Raw genomic sequence first — 18,267 nt, forward strand, 5'->3', positions numbered from 1 at the left:
TCTGGTTACTGGGCCGCTGACGAGGTGGTGACGCCGACCCGGAGCATAGGTATAGCGAGAAGATGATGAGCAATACTGGAAGCGTGAACTTTCACAGGTAACGCATCGTGTACCCAGTGAAGCTGCACGTGACTCTGCTGGGTACCGTCCGCAATCGCCACATTGATGGAGTAATCCCCTGTGGGCAATATCGGCATCGCAAACGTAAAGCAGGCGACGAGGTTATCGCCCTCGCTGCATGAGACAGGCTTATCCCGATAGCTCAGGTATGTATTGTCTCCGAAGAGCGGCTGGCCCAAGTTATCGTTAAAGAAGAATCCGACGATCGCCGAGTCGATCCTCTCCCTGATCTGGGCAGTCACACGCAATGTGACGCGCTCGCCCCCAACTGCCCATGAAAGCGATGAACCTTCTTCGTCGACAAGCTCGACGTCGACAATGCGGGCATCACCACTCCCAAAAGAGGCAGCGGACGATTCGAAGCGAAATATCTCTATGTCGTTCCGGTATTTCGATTGATTGATCGCCACGAGTCGGCTGTCGCGGCCTGCTGCTAGAACAAGTGGCTGGGGCGTCGGCTGGATTGGTGCTGCGGCTACACCAGCGGTGTTCGGAGGGCCGGCGTCGTAATACGCTTCGAGATATGCTTCGCATACTTCGTCGGGATCTCCCGAGCGCATGACAGTGCCCTTGTCGATCCAGATCACCCGCGTGCAGATTTTTTTTACGGTCGACGTGTCATGACTCACGAACAGAATCGTGCCCGTTTCTCGAAACCGATCCATGAAGCGAAGACACTTCTGGTTAAAAAATGCGTCACCTACCGCAAGCGCCTCGTCAACCACCAGAATGTCGGCATCGACATGCGCGATCACCGCAAAGGCAAGTCGAACAAACATACCGCTAGAGTATGTCTTGACGGGCTGATCGATGAAGTCACCGATGTCTGCGAAGGAGATGATGTCGGCGAGTCGTTCGTCAATCTGACGCCGAGTCAGGCCGTGCAATTGAGCGTTCAGGTAAATGTTGTCGCGGCCGGTGTATTCGAGGTCGAAGCCTGAACCCAATTCCAGCAACGCAGCCACCCGGCCTGACGTTTGTATAAAACCGCTCGTGGGATTCAGGGTCTGGCAAACAATCTGCAAGAGGGTGCTCTTTCCGGAACCATTGCGTCCAATGATGCCGATCGTTTCGCCCTTTGCCACATCGAAACTGACACCATTCAATGCCCAGAAAACGTTCGCGTAGGCTTCCGAGCGTTCACGCGCGCGCCGACGCGTCGACCCCGTTAGGAGGATGCGGCTCGCCACGCTAAGCGCCCCTTGCTTCAGGCGATCGGCTGGAAGTTCGTATGAGTTGAAACCCTTTGTCACTCCTGATGCTCGAATGACAATCTGACTAGACATAGAGGCCGCTTCCTTCGCAAGTACCGGGGACCGCGCCCCGAAGGGACCGCAGACCCACGAGGGTTCATCCGTGGCCATTTTACCAAACAGCACCCGAAGTCCGATCCAGCACGAAACGGTGGAGGGCAACCTGCTCGTATCAGCACGGACAGCAGCCTGTAACTTCCCGTAACCACTACGGCGGTGGCTTACCGTTTGTGGTCTGTGATAATGGCGCATCACGGAGTGTATGTGTGCACTTAATTGCAACCAATTGCCGCCCCTGCTCGAGCTAGACGGTCGCTCTTCGCGCGAACCACGGACAACGCTTCTCTAGCTCTGAAACCGAAAGACCCTCAGTGTGGTTGCCGGTTCGCCGCGCTCGTTCAAGCTTATAAGCCCGCGCCGACGCGTCCGCGTTCCGTTCAGCGAATACATTTTTTGGGCGGTCCGAACCCAGATTTGAACTCTCCACAGCGGATCAATCAAAAAGCGTCCACTGCAGCGCACCTCCCGCAAAACTCGATGACCAACGCTGGCGTCTTCTTGTTCGTTGCAACAATCCCACCACTTGCAAAAGATAGAGCAAAGGGGCGTGCAATCGCACGCAAACGTTTGCATGAAACAGGTATCGCGTCGAACTTGAAAATCGGTCACAAAAGCCCCCCGACAGCAGCGTAAGCACGGCTCGGTCTACCTTCGCCCTCAATCCGTTCTACCGTTATGTTCATCATCTTTGGATCACCACGCTCCGGCACCACGCTCTTGAAAGAGACTCTGAATCTCCATTCGGATATCTTCATCCCGATGCAGACAACCATCATCAGTACGCTTGCACATATCATCGGTAGTACCAGTTCGTGGGAAAAAGCCTGCAAGGTCGCAGCCGACGCGATCATTGCCTCCGATGACTACCCAGCCATATTCGCCCTGCATCTCACAGAAGCCGAAATACGTTCATCCCTCGAAAATGCCCCCCCGTCGTTGGCTGGTGTACTCGATGCCCTGTACGATGCGCTGGCACACAAGCTCGGAAAGCGCCTATGTGGTGACAAGTCACCTGACGACCTACTTACCATCCGAAAGCTGGAACAGGTCGGATTGCTCGATTCGCAGATCAAATTCATTCACATCATTCGAGATGTGCGCGGCTCGGTCGCATCTTTGCTCAACGTGAGCTGGGCACCTCCGGGCATTGAGGAATATTTTCCCCGAATCTGGAATTACACAAATTTACATTTGTATAAGGCCCTTTACAACAAACCGAACTATAGGCTTGTGCGATACGAAGATCTGGTTAGGACACCCCTCACAACGCTCACCCAGATCTCGGACACCCTCGGGGTACCCTTCCAGGATGCAATGCTCGATGCGAGTACGCGCGGCCCCGAACTGAGAAGCGATCCAAGCCACCGGAACCTCGCGCAGCCATTCCTCCCGGACCGGATTGACGCCTGGCGGAACCAGCTCTCCAACGAGGTAAGCGCCCATTGTGAGTACAGCGCACGGGAAGCGATGCAAATATTTGGTTACAAGTGATGCATTGAGCTGCCAGGCCCAGGAGCATGCCGCGCGACGCCGGCAAAGGGGAAAACTCGCTATGCGATAATGCGGGACTGCCCCGTCGCTCGCAGCGTGCGAATTCAAAAGCGAGAACTGAGGCGATGCCATGTCGATCATGATCGATGGCGGTTATAGACACGGCCCCTGCGCGAAGGGTCCTCCACCTGGATATGTTCGTCGTACCCTCTAACTGAGACCTATGCAAAGTTTTAGTGCCTCGCCAATGTACCTTCTTGCATCACTGGTAAAAAATCGCCGACTGATGTTCGATCTCGCGCGCCGGGATGCTGTCGGACGATACAAGGGTTCCATGCTGGGCATATTTTGGTCCTTGCTAACGCCGCTTTTAATGCTGAGCGTATATACATTCGTGTTCAGCGGCGTATTCAAATCCCGCTGGAATAGCGGCCCCGTGTCCGGCTCGCATACGCAATTCGCGATTGTTCTGTTCGCGGGCATGATCATGTTCAACATGTTCTCCGAGTGCATCAACCGTGCGCCGTCCATGGTGCTCGCGAACACCAATTTTGTTAAAAAGATCATTTTCCCGCTCGAAGTTCTTCCGTGCGTGTACCTGTTCTCCGCACTCTTCCATGCATTCGTCAGCATCGCGATTCTTATCGTCGCCGAGTTCCTGATCCAGGGTTACGTGCCGGTCACCGCGCTGCTGCTGCCGCTCGTCCTCTTTCCGTTGTGCCTGCTAATTCTCGGTATCTCCTGGATACTCTCCGCGACAGGTGTCTTTCTGCGTGACATCGGCCAAACGATTGGTATCTTCGTCACTGCGCTGATGTTCTTGTCACCCATCTTTTTCCCGGTATCGTCACTGCCACCTCGGTTTCAAAGATTTGTTTACTGGAACCCGTTGACGTTTCCGATTGAGCAAAGCCGCAATGTGCTGATATGGGGTAAGGCGATCGACTGGGAAGTTTGGGGTATTTACCTTACGTTGAGCGCGCTCGTCGCGTGGATCGGTTTCGCATGGTTCCAGAAGACGCGCAAAGGATTTGCTGATGTCGTCTGACGCTGTGATTCGCGTATCGGCGCTGGGAAAGGGCTTCAGGGCATATGAACACCCTTCGCATCGGCTCAAACAGTCGCTCTACAATTTTGTAGCTCGTATCACACCGACTCGGACGTTGAAGGCGAAACTCAGCAAACGCGCCCAAGACGCTGCTCGAACATTCTGGGCACTGCGGAACATCGATCTCGAAGTTCACCGCGGCGAAACAATCGGAATCATCGGGCGAAACGGCTCGGGAAAGAGCACGCTGCTGCAGATCATCTGTGGAACCTTGTCGCCGACGGAAGGTTCGATCCAGACTCAAGGGCGCATCGCAGCGCTACTGGAGCTCGGCTCGGGTTTTGAGCTAGAGTTCACCGGCCGCGAAAATGTCTACATGAATGGTCAGCTGCACGGGCTGACGAAAGAGCAGATAGATGAGCGATTTGCCGACATTGAGGCATTCGCCGATATAGGCGAATTCATCGAACAACCAGTCAAAACCTACTCCAGCGGGATGTTCGTTCGCCTCGCGTTTGCTGTAATCGCGCACGTTGACGCCGATATCCTGATTATTGATGAAGCGCTAGCAGTGGGTGACGCGTTTTTTACGCAGAAATGCATGCGTTTTCTGCGCAAGTTTATGCAGACAGGCACGATCCTGTTCGTAAGCCACGACTCTTCTGCAGTTCGGAGCCTGTGCACGAAAGCGGTCTGGATTGAGCGAGGTTCGATCGTACGCTCAGGCGATCCCAAGGACGTCTGCAATCGATATCTGGAAGCATATTATGAGGCTCAACAAGGCAAGAGCAAGGTCGCGCAGGAACTGTCGTCACCGCCGGTAGTGTCCGTCGACAAACGCGAGGATCAGCGAAAGAAATTCACGTCTCAAGTCGCAGATCATGTGAGAAATTTTGTCTTCGATCCGCTTGAGGCCGATGTCCAGAATGGCGCCGCAACAATCCAGATAGCCAAGCTAACCAAAGAAGACGGTACACCGCTATCCTGGACGGTCGGTGGCGAAATAGTCACGCTGCGCATCAGCGCGAGGACAGCACACCATGTTGGTGAAGCAGTGATCGGTTTCACGGTGAAAGATAAACTAGGTCGTATGCTTTTTGGTGATAGCACCTTTTGGGTGACGCGCGACAGGCCAGTCGATTTGATGAACGGAGAAAACGTAACTGGCGAATTTACGTTTGCTATGCCGGTTCTGCAACCGGGTAGCTATGCTGTCGATGTCGTGGTAGCAGATGCATCACGGTCATCCCTGCAAGTCCTGCACTGGCTACACGATGCATGTTTCTTCACATCGGAGGCAGCAACTTCTTCGACCGGCCTGGTGGGACTGCAGATGAACGAGGTCTCGTTGACGCTTCGTCACACCGACATCACCTGAGCAACCCCCGGCCACATCATCATGACACCACTCCCAAGCCCCACAGAATCCGATCACGCACGAGTTGTTCGACCAGAATCATCCGAACAAACAGCATTGCAACGGGAACTTGAAGCGGCGAATAGGCGCGTTGCCGAACTTGAGAATGATCTTAAAGAGGCTCTGAGAGATGCCACGGTAGCGACGCATGCACAAAGAGAGTTGGCAAAACTTAGGGCCGACATTACGGTGTTGCAACAATCTCATTCGTGGCGAATTACCGCCCCACTGCGGCGGGTTTCGGTTCTCGCAACCAAAACGCGCCTAATCGTCCGGTCCGTTCGCCACCAAATTCACATGCGCGGCGGCTTGAGCAAGTCACTGATCCTTGGGGTCGGCATCCTGCATCGTGAGGGGATAGCAGGCGTTCGTAAGAAGCTAAGGCGACTCAACAACGGCCTCGGATACAGCCAGGCGACGTATTCCAGTTGGATCACCCAATACGATTCGCTTACGCCTGCAATTCGGGCGGAAATGCAGAGACGACTTCAGACCTTCAAGCGTACGCCCTCTTTCTCGGTCATCGTTCCAACCTATAACAGTGACCCAAGATACTTGCGTGAGATGATCAAGTCGGTTCGGGAACAGATTTATCCGAACTGGGAGCTTTGCATTGCAGACGATGCCTCGACCGACGCACACATGAGGGACATCCTCAGTGAGGAGTCCGCCCACGACTCACGAATCAAAGTATGCTTTCGGACGGAAAATGGCCACATCTCCGAGGCCAGCAACAGCGCCCTAAGTCTCGCTTCAGGCGATTTCGCCGTTTTGCTGGATCACGACGATGTACTGCCAGAGCACGCTCTTTTTACGGTCGCTCAATACATCAACAAGTATCCCGATGCGCGCATGTTCTACAGTGATGAAGATAAGCTCACTGCGAACGGTACAAGAACGACACCGTACTTCAAGAGTGACTGGAATCCCGAAATGTTCCGGGCACAGAACATGTTTTCTCATCTCGGGGTATTCGAAACCGCGCTGATCCGCGAGGTTGGTGGATTTAGAAAGGGTTTCGAAGGTAGTCAAGATCACGACCTTGCGTTGCGCTGTGTCGAGTTATCTGGACATGACAAAGTTGTTCATATTCCACACGTGCTATATCACTGGCGGATGGCACCCGGGAGCACGGCTGGCCACAGCGACGAAAAGCCGTACGCCCTCGTCGCGGCCATTCGTGCGGTCGAAGAGCATCTTCGCAGGAACAATATCGATGCTACGGTCGGACAGTCGTTCGATCGCCTGCCAATCTTGCACGTTCGGTATGCAACGCCGACACCGCCTCCTCTGGTGTCGTTGCTTATTCCGACACGTGATGGGGTTGATCTTCTACGACAGTGCATTGACAGTGTCCTCAACAAGACCGCCTATAAGAACTACGAGATCATCGTGGTCGACAATGGCAGCGAACAGCCGGCGACGTTAGCCTATTTTGAAAGTATCAAACAGCACCAAAATATTCGCGTGCTCCGCGACGAGTCACCTTTTAATTTCTCGAAACTCAACAACGATGCGGTGATCGAGACGAAGGGTGAATACCTATGTTTGTTGAACAACGACATTGAAGTGATTTCGCCGGACTGGCTGGATGAAATGATCGGCATAGCGTCGCAACCCGGAAACGGTGCTGTAGGTGCATCGCTATGGTATCCCGACGACACGCTTCAGCACGGCGGCGTGCTAATTGGGTTGGGTGGTGTTGCCGGACACATGCACCGTCTGATGGCGTATGGAAATGTTGGATATTTTGGTCGTGCAGTTGCAACCCAGAATCTGTCCGCAGTCACCGCCGCGTGCCTTGTCATTCGAAAATCGATCTATGAAAAAGTAGGTGGGCTCGACGAAGAGCTCGCGGTAGCGTTCAACGACGTCGACTTCTGTTTGCGAGTACGAGAGGCTGGTTACCGAAACGTTTGGACGCCCCACGCGCAGCTATATCACCACGAATCCGCAACGCGCGGCTCCGATATGGATCCCGACAAGTACGAGCGCTTTGTGAAAGAGGTCCGCTTGATGGAAAGCCGCTGGGCCGGTATGTTTGAGCACGACCCGGCCTATAACCCGAATCTGTCATTGAGTGCACAAGTACTACCGTTCACTCTTGCCGATCCGCCGCGCACGAATATTCTCGATTAAACGCAATCGGCGCAGCTACCCACTAGCGTTTCTGACTCGGCTGCCGATAAGCGCCGAGCCGCCCGCGCCACCCATCACAAAGACCGCGCCATACCATGGCCAAATGTTCTTTGCGGCGCTCAGGGAAAAAGCAGTAGATCACGACTCTGACCGGGAGCTTGACCAGTTCAGTCGTTTTCCATGCTATTGGGATCGACGGTCGCTTCATCAAAGCGATCGCGTTTCGAAACTGGTAGTAGTGGCGCAGCGGACCATGCATTGGATAGGGCCGCCCAAACACGCGTACGGGTTCGCCGCCGAGTTCATGGCTCATCCGTACCCAAGGCAAGCCAAGCACGCGAAATCCCTTTCGTTTCGCCCGTACACACCACTCAAGATCGACAAAATCGATAAAAAGCGCGTCGTCCATCGGACCAATGTCGGCCCACCACCGAAGGTTGATGCAAGAACCAGAGGAAATCAGAAAATCAACATCGATTGGTTGATTACCCTCTGGAACAATGCGCTCGAGTCTCCACCATTTGAACCGAACAAACGGGGCAGTTCCGCGCAGACGCACGTCGTCATAGGCAGGCCCCACCAGTGCCACGCGGTCCCCAGTCTTGTTGGACTGAGCGATCACCATCGGCAACTCAGTGAGCAGTGACGCTGGTGGCTCGCTATCCTGATCGAAAAGAATAGCCGTATCGAATCCATCGCGAATCAGTGCTTCAACGCCCTGATTGATTGCTGTAGCGATGCCGACATTATCACCGTTAGGCAGGTACGTGATCGTGGCAGATAGCCCCAGTTCGCTCGCCTCCTGCACAGACGGTGTGTTGTCGACAACTACGCAGCGCATTGTTGCCGCAAGCCGGTTGGCTCGCTCGACGCATGCTGCGTCGGGGTGGTAAAAAACCACAACCGCACCAGCGCGTGGCACATACGATTCGCCGTTCAACGCACCGCCATACACAATTGCAGCGCATCACGCCAATCAGGCGCACGCACGCCGAAGACATCGGCAAGCTTGTCATTCGACATCCGTGAGTTACTCGGCCGCGCCGCGGGCGTCGGATAAGACGACGCGGGAATCGGTTTCACCGCAGGCTTCTTCTCGAGATTCGAAAAGTCAAAGATAGCTTCGGCAAACCCGTGCCACGAAGTGACACCCGAGGCAGTCAAGTGATAGACGCCTGAATGTTTCGCCCACCAGTCGCCGTCATCAGCAGCCACGGCCTGTGACAACACACTCGCGCTTAACGCAGCAATCGTATTCGCCCAGGTCGGAGCACCGAATTGATCTGCTACTACGCTCAGCTCACTGCGCTCCGCGCCAAGACGCAACATCGTCAAAAGGAAGTTCTTCCCTCGCGTGCCATATACCCAGCTCGTGCGAAAAATCAGATGAGCACAGCCCGAAACCGCGATCGCCTGCTCACCAGCGAGCTTGCTTTTACCGTACACGTTCTGCGGATTGACTGCGTCTGTTTCGACGTAAGCACCGTCCTTGGTACCGTCGAACACATAGTCTGTCGAATAGTGAACGAGAGCTGCGCCGAGGCGCTTAGCTTCTTCCGCCAGCACCCCAGGCGCCTCTGCGTTGAGGCGCATAGCGGCATCGACCTCGGTCTCGGCCTTATCGACCGCCGTATGAGCGGCCGGATTGACGATCAAGCCAGGTTTCACTTCCCGCACCACGCGGCGTACCTGGTCCAGATCAGCGAGGTTCAATGCGTTGCGATCCAGCGCAACGACCTTGCCCAACCCCTGCAGGCTACGCGCCAGCTCAAACCCAACCTGCCCATTGACGCCAGTCAGTAAAATGGTTTGTTGTTCACGCGTCGTCATCGAAGTCCTCACGCAAAACAATCCGCTTCCGACAATCGCTTACCCGCCGCATCCTTCGCAGCCAGCAACGGCTCGAAGTCTATCGGCCACTCAATACCAATCGCCGGATCGTTCCAGACGATGCTGCGCTCGTGAGCCTGGTACCAGTAATCGGTCGTCTTGTAGAGGAACTGTGCCGTCTCCGACAACACCACGAACCCGTGCGCAAAACCCGGCGGCACCCACAATTGCCGATGGTTCTCTTCCGACAGATTCACCCCAACCCACTTACCGAAGTTCGGCGAACTCTCGCGGATATCGACAGCGACATCGAACACCTCGCCTTCAACCACACGCACCAGCTTTCCCTGTGCGTGCTCGATCTGATAATGCAACCCACGCAGCACCCCGCGTGCTGATCGCGAATGATTGTCCTGCACAAACTCAACACCCGCCTCTACCTGCTCGGAAAACTCACGACCATTAAAGCTCTCATAAAAGAACCCACGCGCATCCCCAAACACCTTCGGTTCGATGATCTTGACTTCAGGAAGCGCCGTTGCAGTTACTTGGATGGCCATGCGACTTGGTCCGTAAGAAGGTTTTGCAGGTACTGCCCGTAGGCATTCTTCGCGAGCGGTTTAGCAAGCGCCAGAAGTTGCTCGGCATCAATCCACTGCTGCCGGAATGCGATCTCTTCCGGACAAGCAACGACAAGCCCCTGACGCTTCTGCAGCGTCGCAATAAACGTCGCCGCTTCGATGAGCGAATCATGCGTGCCCGTATCGAGCCACGCATACCCCCGCCCCATGATCTCAACATTGAGCGCAGCGTTAGCCAGATAGCGAGAATTGACATCGGTGATCTCAAGCTCACCACGCGGAGAAGGCTTGATATCCGCAGCAATATCGCAAACCTGGTTGTCATAGAAATACAGACCAGTGACAGCGTAGTTCGACCGAGGCTTAACCGGCTTCTCCTCGATCGACAACGCACGAAACTGCTTGTCGAACTCCACCACGCCATAACGCTCCGGATCATGCACGTGATACGCAAACACCGTCGCGCCCTGATCCTTCGCATCCGCACGCTCCAGCTGCTTCGCAAGATCGTGCCCATAGAAAATATTGTCACCAAGAATCAACGCAGACGGATCATTGCCCACGAACTCGCGCCCAATGATGAACGCCTGCGCAAGGCCATCAGGAGAGGGCTGAACCGCATACTGAATGTTCATCCCCCACTGGCTACCATCGCCCAGCATCGTCTCGAAGCGCGGTGTGTCCTGCGGCGTCGAAATGATCAACACGTCGCGAATGCCCGCCACCATCAGCGTCGACAGCGGATAGTAAATCATCGGCTTGTCGTACACGGGCAGCAACTGCTTCGAGACCACATGCGTGATCGGATAGAGCCGCGTACCCGATCCGCCGGCGAGAATAATCCCTTTGCGTGCCATGTTTCTGCCTTTACGCGCGCTGCGCGTAGTTCGTCTCGACCCATTTCCGGTAGTCGCCCGACACCACTTCGTCGACCCACTCCTGATTGTCGAGATACCACCGCACTGTTTTTTTCAAACCGGTTTCAAAGGTTTCAGCGGGTTTCCAGCCGAGTTCGCGTTCGAGCTTGCGCGCATCGATTGCATAACGGCGGTCATGGCCCGGGCGATCGGTCACATACGTGATCTGATCGCGATACGAGCCGGCAGCCTTCGGACGAAGTTCGTCGAGCAAATCGCACAGCGTATGCACGACGTCGAGATTTTTTTTCTCGTTCCAGCCACCCACGTTGTACGTCTCGCCCGATGTGCCGCGCGCAAGCACTTCGCGGATTGCGCTGCAATGATCGCCGACATACAACCAGTCGCGCACATTCTGACCATCGCCATACACGGGCAGCGGCTTGCCACCCAGCGCGTTGGCGATCATCAGCGGAATCAGTTTCTCGGGGAACTGGTACGGGCCGTAGTTGTTCGAGCAGTTCGTCGTCAACGTCGGCAGGCCGTACGTGTGATGGTAGGCGCGCACCAGATGATCGGAGCCGGCCTTGGTCGCCGAATACGGGCTGTTCGGCGCGTACGGCGTCGTTTCGGAAAACTGTGCGTCGGTTGCGGACAGCGAACCGAACACTTCATCCGTCGACACATGCAGGAATCGGAAAGCCGCCTTGTCGTCGTCGCTCAACGCGTTCCAGTACGAACGGGTTGCCTCGAGCAGCGTGAACGTGCCGACCACATTGGTCTGAACAAACTCGGCAGGACCATGAATCGAACGGTCGACGTGGCTTTCAGCTGCGAAATGCAATACAGCACGCGGTTTATGCGTGGCGAATATCGCATCGAGCGCCGCACGGTCGCAGATGTCAGCCCGCACGAAGATGTGCCGGGGGTCGTTCTGCTGCGCCTTCAGCGTCCGCAGGTTGCCCGCGTACGTCAGCTTGTCGAGGTTGACGACAGGCTCGTCCGAAGCATTCAGCCAGTCGAGCACGAAATTGGCACCGATAAAACCGGCACCGCCCGTTACCAGGATCATGGAGTCCCTTTCAAGATAAACGTGACGGATACAGCCGGCGTGGATAGTCCGACTGCCCTGAGCAGTGGTTGCGCGCTCCGATCAGTGTGACCGCTTTGCGCCGATGTTCGTAAACAAAAAAAGGCGCGAGCGTTCGAGCGCTTTATTTTCGAAGCCTCGATTATAAATCGGTACAGGGCAAAAACTAGAGCCCTAACAACTTGAAACAGCTTGACAAAATTTACCTCTGATCGCACCCGCGATGAGTAAAAACTTGCCGATTGCATGATTCGGGGCTGTACGAGGGTGGCGGGATAGTTCGACTGCATGTGGTCGCAGGCCGCTACGGCTCTCACCCTTACAAGGACATCGCCATACAGGCTACTATGTCGAGCTACCCAGCCGCACCGTCTGCCAGCGCCTATCTGATCTGCCCACAATGACCGTTGCCAATCCGCTGCCCGCTACCCCGCTCGCCTTCGGCGATCTGCAGGGTTGCCGTACCCAGTTCCAGCAGCTCCTCGCGAAAACCGCCCCCTCTGCCGACACACCGCTGTGGTTTGCCGGCGACCTCATCAACCGCGGCCCCGAATCGCTTGCGACATTGCGCGACGTGATCGCGCTCGGCAACCGCGCGGTTACGGTGCTCGGCAATCACGATCTGCATCTGCTGTCGGTGTCGGCGGGCATCCGCAAATCGAAACGCGGCGACACGCTCGACGATATCCTCGCCGCCCCCGACGCCGCCGATCTGCTCGACTGGGTCCGTCATCGCCCGATCGCGCACTTCGAGCATGGCATGCTGCTCGTCCACGCTGGTGTGCTGCCGCAGTGGGACGTAACGCTGACGCTCGAACTCGCCGACGATCTGCAGCGCGCATTGCGCGCACCGAACTGGAAGGAAACGCTCGCGAGTCTCTACGGCAATGAGCCGAACCGCTGGACGAAGCATCTAAAAGGCATCGAGCGTCTGCGCATCACCTGCAGCGCACTCACGCGGCTGCGCTTTTGTGACAAAGACGGCGTGATGGACTTCTCATCGAGTGGCGGACTCGATGCCGCTCCGGAAGGCTACATGCCCTGGTTCGATGTCCCATCGCGCAAGACGACCGACATTACGATGGTATTCGGCCACTGGGCCGCGCTCGGGCTGACCCTGCGTGACAATCTGGTCGGTCTCGACTCCGGCTGCGTGTGGGGCAATCGGCTTTCCGCCGTGCAACTGGCAAGCGACCCTGGCAAACGCACGGTCACGCAGGTGGATTGTTCGGCCTGCCGCCCGGAATCCGATGCGTCTTCGAAGTAGAAGTAGCCCGCTCGCAGTTGCCTCGATTGTTGTTATGCGGGACGAACCATCCACCGGATCGTCTCGGCGAAATCGACCGGCTGCACATCGGGCACGAGCTTACGCAGTTTGGCCACCGACCCAACCAGCAACTTCACTTCGTTATCTCTGACGAAAGCCGGATTGACGCGAATCTCCAGGTCGTGACCTGAAGCGTCACGCACCATGTCTACGACTTCGTGCAGCGTACGGGCGTGCTCGCTGCAAACGTTGACGACCTCACCCGCCACCGCAGATTCAAGCAACGCCCGATAGGTTTGCGCCACCGTCCGCACGTCGGAAAAATCGCGCGCCACATCGAGGTTGCCAAGTTCGATCAATGCACGCCGCTGCACGAAGTGCTCGACGATCTTCGGCACCAGGAAGCGCGCTGCCTGCCCTCGCCCCGTATAGTTGAACGGTCGCGTCACGACAATCGGCAAGCGGTCGAACCATGTGCGCACCAGATGCTCCATCGCCAGCTTGCTCGCGGCATAGTGATTGACGGGCGCGGGAACTACGCTTTCGTCGATCACACCGCCCGCGTTGCCATACACATTCGCGCTGCTCGCAATCAGTATCTTGTCCGGCCGAACGCCAACGTCCACGCAGGCCTGCAAAAGATTCAACGTGCCGAGCACGTTGACGTTGTACATGGCGAGCGCATCGTCATGCGCAACAAAGCTGATGGCGGCGAGATGCACGATATGCGTGGGTTGCACTTCGCCGATCACGCGTCTGCAGTCGTCGAGCGAGGTAATGTCGAGCACGTGCTCGTTCGAACCCGGCGCCTCGTTGCCGGCAAGCGTGCCGGCCACTTCAAATCCCGCGCGCTGCAATTCGTCGCGGACATACGCGCCGGTGAAACCGCGTGCACCGGTGATCAGTGCGCGCCGGGGCGTCGGTTCGGAAGAAAAAGTCACTCGATGCTCCTCTGGCCCATGTTCGCGATCGCCCTCGCTGTGGGCCGATCGCGCGATGATCGAATCCTCGCTGTCGCGCGAGGCTAGTCCTTCTTGTAGACGTGCGTAGCCTGCTTCACACCCTTCGGAAACAGCCGCCGCACCACACCGCGCGCAGCCGCATCGGCTTGCAGCACGACATCTTTGACGGGTTCGTCGGGCCGCCCGCGAAACGACGTCGGATGAAAGTATTCATCATCCCCGACCGGATGATCGGAGAAGTAGTAGTTCGACACGCAGCAACGCTGCTGGTCGGTCAGATTCTTCGAAACGGAGTGCCACGAATGCTGGTTCGTCACCATTACGACGAGGCGGTTGAACTCGCTCACGATCGTCGTCGGTTCGGCCTTCGTGCCGTTGGGCCACACTTCGAGGTTGCCGCCGTTGCCGGCCTGCCAGTCCGGCGAAACGTAATAGAGCAGGTTCAGCACCCGATAGCGCGCGCGATCCTTGTCATGCGAATTGTCCAGATGCGGGTTCAGAAAATGACCGTTGCCCATCATCGAGATGCCGCCCGCATACAGATGCTCGTCGGGATACAGCGAGCGTAAGCCGCTGATCTGCTGCACGAGCTCGACAACCGCAGGCTCCTGGAACGCGAAGATGATTTCTTCGAGCAGTGGTGCGTGCTGGTTCATCTGCGCCGTGACGTACTTCAATTCGCGCAGGCTCTTGCGAAGCATCATCTTCGATGCATCCGGAAAAGCACGGCGGATCTCGCTGGCCAGTTCAACCGGCAGCAGATCATCGACCACGAAGAAATGGATCGGAGCCGCCGAGAGCCACTGCTCATGTGCCTCTGCAACGACAGGTGCAAGACGCTTCGCGATCAGCGCGCCAATTTCAGTTCGGTTCATGATGGCCGGTTCGCTGTTCATATCGCGGGTAGTTTACTCGAACGAACAAACGGCGTTGCCGCCGCTCTGCCAGCTTCAGCTAGCCGTGCTCGGCTGGCAGCAGTGGCGTACTCTGCGCGCCGCGCATTGCTTCGAGTGCGCCCCGCACCGCCGCCTCTGCCTGCCCCGCCAGCACCCGCCGGTCCTCACCCGCCGCCAGCGGCACACCGACATAAACATGCGCGGTCAACGGCCCTTCACGCAGCAACGCATTCAACGAGTCAGCCAACGTCAGATCGTCGATATACGCAGGCGCCGTCGATTGCCGTCCCTGTGCATCCTCATACATCAGACACAGCGGCTGCACCGGCGCCGACGCGAGCACCGCCGCCTGGAACATGTTCGCGTGAAACGGCAGCAACCCGAGACCATCGGAGGTCGTGCCTTCCGGGAACACGCACATCAGTTCGCCAGAACTCAGGCGATCGGCCAGTTCGTGCATGATCCGCTTCGCATCGCTGCGCTTCTCGCGCTGGATGAACACCGTGCCGAGCTGCTGCGCCAGCCACCCCACCACCGGCCACTGGCGGATCTCCGCCTTCGACACGAAAGGCGTCGGCCGCCACGCATTGATCACGTAGATATCGATCCACGACACATGATTCGCGACCACCAGCGCGCCATGATCGAGCCGCGCATCGTCGTTATGCACGACAAGCCGCAGGCCCGCGAGTCGCAGCATCTTCAGCGACCATGCACGGTTCAACGCGAGCCGTTCGTCGGCGGATGCGCGCGGAAAGCGCGTCGCGACCACAAACATCCCAACCAGTAGATGCGCAACGAGCCGTGCCTTGCGAAACGCGAGTTTCATGCTGTGACGTGTTCTCTATCTATCCATTGAAACGCGGCGCGCGTGCAGCATCAGCGCTGCTCGAACGCCACATGGCCGGCCACCACGGTGGCGCGCACGCGCGCCGGCAGTTCGTAGCCGAGGAACGGTGTGTTGTGCCCCTGGCTCTTCAGCGCCTTCGGCTCGACGCGCCAATGCGCATCGCGATCGAACACGCACAGGTCCGCTGCCGCGCCGACGCCGATGCGCCCTGCGGCGAGTTTCAGCACATCCGCCGGCGCCGTTGTAATCCGGTTCAGTGCCTTCGCGAGCGGTACATGGGCTTCGTTCGCCCACTTCACGGTCAGCGACAGGAACAGTTCGAGCCCGGTCGCACCCGGTGTCGCTTCGGCGAACGGCAGCAGTTTCTCGTCGTCATCGACGGGTGTGTGGTCGGAGCAGATCGCATCGATCGTGCCGTCCGCAAGTCCCGCGCGGATCGCCTCGCGATCGCGCTGTTGACGCAACGGCGGATCAAGCCGGAACTGCGCATCGAAGTAGCCGATGTCGATGTCGATCAGATGCACGTGGTTAATCGTCACATCGCAGGTGACCGCCAGGCCTTCGGCCTTCGCTTCACGCACAAGCGCCACGCCCGCCGACGACGACACATGCGACAGATGCACACGCGCACCGGTCACGCGAACCAGTTCGAAGATCGTGTGAAGCGCGATCGTCTCCGCGGAAACCGGTACGCCGGAGAGGCCGAGCCGCGACGCGAGCGCACCACTCGCCGCAACACCGCCCTGCGCGAGGTACGCATCCTGCGGCCGCAGCCACACGGTGTAGCCGTATGTGCTCGCATATTGCAGCGCGCGCAGCAATACCTGCGTGTCGACCACTGGCACATCGGCCTGCGAGAAACCGATGCAGCCTGCTTCGGTTAGCTCGACCATCTCGGTGATGGTCTGTCCTTTCAATCCAACGGTAAGCGCACCGAGCGGATACACATGCGCCTGATTCAGATTGCGCGCGCGAAACTTCAGCATTTCGACGAGACCTGGCTCATCGAGCACCGGATCGGTATCGGGTGGGCACGCCAATGTCGTCACACCGCCCGCAAGCGCCGCGGCCATTTCGGATTCGAGCGTCGCCTTGTGTTCGAAGCCTGGTTCGCGCAGCCGCGCCGACAGATCGACAAGCCCCGGCGAGATGTGCAATCCGCGCGCATCGATAGTTTTCGCTGCGTGGAAATCCGCGGGCGCGCTACCGAGCCCGACGATCTTGCCCGCCGCGATAAATATGTCCTGCTGCTGTTCGGTGCCAGCCGCCGGATCGATCAGCGTGCCACCCTGAATATGAATCTTCATGCGCTGCCTTTATTCTGCATGGTCTGTCGCGTGCCGTACTTGCCGCACGCGGCGCTCAGTCGTGTGCTCAATCGTGATTACTAGCAACGATCCCCATCACCGCCATCCGCACGGCAATGCCGAACGTCACCTGATTCAGGATCACCGATTGCGGCCCGTCTGCCACCTGCGAGTCGATCTCGACGCCGCGGTTCATCGGGCCTGGGTGCATCACGATCGCATCGGGTTTCGCAAGTGCGAGCCGTTCCGGTGTAAGCCCCCAGCTCTTGAAGTATTCCTGCGCCGACGGCAGCAACGCGCCACTCATCCGCTCGTTCTGCAGACGCAGCATGATGATCACGTCGACGTCCTTCAACCCTTCATCGAGGTTGTGGAATACGCGCACGCCCATTTGTTCGAGCCCGCCCGGCAGCAGCGTGCGCGGTCCGATCGCACGCACTTCGGGTACACCAAGTGTAGTGAGCGCATGAATATCCGAACGCGCGACGCGCGAATGCAGGATGTCACCGACAATCGCCACGCGCAGATTCGTGAAATCGCGCTTGTAGTGGCGGATCGTGTACATGTCGAGCAGGCCCTGCGTCGGGTGCGCGTGGCGGCCGTCGCCGGCGTTGATCACGTGCACGTGCGGTGCGCAATGTTCGGCGATCAGGTACGGCGCGCCGCTCGATGCGTGACGCACGACGAACATATCGGCATGCATCGCCGACAGGTTGTTGATCGTATCGAGCAGCGATTCGCCCTTGCTCGTCGACGATGCGTTGATGTTCAGGTTGATCACATCCGCGGACAGACGCTTTGCTGCGATCTCGAAGGTGGTGCGGGTGCGTGTGGAGTTTTCGAAGAACAGATTGAACACCGACTTGCCGCGCAACAGCGGCACCTTCTTCACTTCGCGATCGGTCACGCTGACGAACTGCTCGGCGGTATCGAGAATGTGATTGACGATTGCCCGCGGCAAACCTTCGATAGTCAGCAGATGTTTGAGCTCGCCGTTCTTCGTGAGCTGCGGGTTGCCCTTCAGGAAGCCGTAGCGGAACGGTTCCGCGGCGTCGCTGCTGGTGGAACCCTGGGTAGCGGTGTTCATGGATGTGCCTGG

General features: G+C 57.5%; 16 protein-coding genes. 5 read left to right on the forward strand and 11 right to left on the reverse strand.

Annotated features, from left to right (window positions below; genetic code table 11):
• Positions 1-5: 5 nt before the first annotated feature.
• A complete protein-coding gene (locus BWP39_RS11935; RefSeq protein ID WP_096722465.1) occupies positions 6-1,406 on the reverse strand; it encodes an ABC transporter ATP-binding protein in 1,401 nt (466 codons plus the stop codon).
• A gap of 702 nt (positions 1,407-2,108) precedes the next feature.
• On the opposite strand from BWP39_RS11935, the gene BWP39_RS11940 reads away from it, so the two are divergent.
• The 4 genes from BWP39_RS11940 to BWP39_RS11955 all read left to right on the forward strand — a co-directional run bounded on the left by BWP39_RS11940 (position 2,109) and on the right by BWP39_RS11955 (position 7,528).
• Positions 2,109-2,924 (forward strand): sulfotransferase family protein, encoded by an 816-nt coding sequence (locus BWP39_RS11940; RefSeq protein ID WP_096720377.1) that lies wholly within the window; start codon positions 2,109-2,111, stop codon positions 2,922-2,924.
• Between the two features lie 223 nt (positions 2,925-3,147).
• Complete coding sequence (locus tag BWP39_RS11945) at positions 3,148-3,972, forward strand: ABC transporter permease (protein WP_096720379.1); 825 nt, start codon at positions 3,148-3,150, stop codon at positions 3,970-3,972.
• A complete protein-coding gene (locus BWP39_RS11950) occupies positions 3,962-5,350 on the forward strand; it encodes an ABC transporter ATP-binding protein (RefSeq protein ID WP_096720380.1) in 1,389 nt (462 codons plus the stop codon). Before BWP39_RS11945 ends, BWP39_RS11950 begins: the two co-directional genes overlap by 11 nt.
• Positions 5,351-5,371: 21 nt before the next feature.
• Complete coding sequence (locus tag BWP39_RS11955; RefSeq protein WP_096720382.1) at positions 5,372-7,528, forward strand: glycosyltransferase family 2 protein; 2,157 nt, start codon at positions 5,372-5,374, stop codon at positions 7,526-7,528.
• Between the two features lie 22 nt (positions 7,529-7,550).
• Here BWP39_RS11955 and BWP39_RS11960 read toward each other — a convergent pair whose 3' ends face one another.
• The 5 genes from BWP39_RS11960 to rfbB are packed head-to-tail and all read right to left on the reverse strand — an operon-like array spanning position 7,551 to position 11,868.
• Positions 7,551-8,483 carry a glycosyltransferase family 2 protein gene (locus BWP39_RS11960; RefSeq protein WP_407944790.1) on the reverse strand — a complete coding sequence of 311 codons (933 nt, stop codon included), beginning with the start codon at positions 8,481-8,483 and terminating at the stop codon, positions 7,551-7,553.
• Positions 8,465-9,358 (reverse strand): dTDP-4-dehydrorhamnose reductase, encoded by an 894-nt coding sequence (rfbD, locus tag BWP39_RS11965; RefSeq protein WP_096720386.1) that lies wholly within the window; start codon positions 9,356-9,358, stop codon positions 8,465-8,467. The genes BWP39_RS11960 and rfbD overlap by 19 nt, the downstream gene beginning before the upstream one ends.
• An 8-nt stretch (positions 9,359-9,366) precedes the next feature.
• Positions 9,367-9,918, reverse strand: coding sequence for a dTDP-4-dehydrorhamnose 3,5-epimerase (gene rfbC / locus BWP39_RS11970; RefSeq protein ID WP_096720388.1), 552 nt, complete (start codon positions 9,916-9,918; stop codon positions 9,367-9,369).
• Entirely contained in the window at positions 9,903-10,796 is an 894-nt protein-coding gene (gene rfbA / locus BWP39_RS11975) for a glucose-1-phosphate thymidylyltransferase RfbA (RefSeq protein WP_096720390.1), read from the reverse strand. The genes rfbC and rfbA overlap by 16 nt, the downstream gene beginning before the upstream one ends.
• A gap of 10 nt (positions 10,797-10,806) precedes the next feature.
• Positions 10,807-11,868 (reverse strand): dTDP-glucose 4,6-dehydratase, encoded by a 1,062-nt coding sequence (gene rfbB / locus BWP39_RS11980; protein WP_096720392.1) that lies wholly within the window; start codon positions 11,866-11,868, stop codon positions 10,807-10,809.
• A gap of 418 nt (positions 11,869-12,286) precedes the next feature.
• Here rfbB and BWP39_RS11985 point away from each other — a divergent pair, with 418 nt between their 5' ends.
• Entirely contained in the window at positions 12,287-13,153 is an 867-nt protein-coding gene (locus BWP39_RS11985; protein WP_096720394.1) for a symmetrical bis(5'-nucleosyl)-tetraphosphatase, read from the forward strand.
• 32 nt (positions 13,154-13,185) lie between these two features.
• On the opposite strand, the gene BWP39_RS11990 is transcribed toward BWP39_RS11985, so the two are convergent.
• The 5 genes from BWP39_RS11990 to BWP39_RS12010 form a co-directional block, all read right to left on the reverse strand.
• Positions 13,186-14,094, reverse strand: a complete 909-nt coding sequence (locus BWP39_RS11990) for an NAD-dependent epimerase/dehydratase family protein (RefSeq protein WP_096720396.1) — start codon at positions 14,092-14,094, stop codon at positions 13,186-13,188.
• A gap of 83 nt (positions 14,095-14,177) precedes the next feature.
• Complete coding sequence (locus BWP39_RS11995) at positions 14,178-14,990, reverse strand: 2OG-Fe(II) oxygenase (protein WP_096722467.1); 813 nt, start codon at positions 14,988-14,990, stop codon at positions 14,178-14,180.
• A 79-nt stretch (positions 14,991-15,069) separates the two neighbouring features.
• On the reverse strand, positions 15,070-15,840 hold the full coding sequence (locus tag BWP39_RS12000) for a lysophospholipid acyltransferase family protein (protein ID WP_096720398.1): 771 nt from the start codon (positions 15,838-15,840) through the stop codon (positions 15,070-15,072).
• A 50-nt stretch (positions 15,841-15,890) separates the two neighbouring features.
• Complete coding sequence (locus BWP39_RS12005; RefSeq protein ID WP_096720400.1) at positions 15,891-17,168, reverse strand: dihydroorotase; 1,278 nt, start codon at positions 17,166-17,168, stop codon at positions 15,891-15,893.
• A gap of 67 nt (positions 17,169-17,235) precedes the next feature.
• Positions 17,236-18,255, reverse strand: a complete 1,020-nt coding sequence (locus tag BWP39_RS12010) for an aspartate carbamoyltransferase catalytic subunit (protein ID WP_096720402.1) — start codon at positions 18,253-18,255, stop codon at positions 17,236-17,238.
• Positions 18,256-18,267: the final 12 nt, after the last annotated feature.

Origin of the sequence: Paraburkholderia acidicola (assembly GCF_002362315.1) — a bacterium.
In the GTDB taxonomy this organism is placed as follows: domain Bacteria; phylum Pseudomonadota; class Gammaproteobacteria; order Burkholderiales; family Burkholderiaceae; genus Paraburkholderia; species Paraburkholderia acidicola.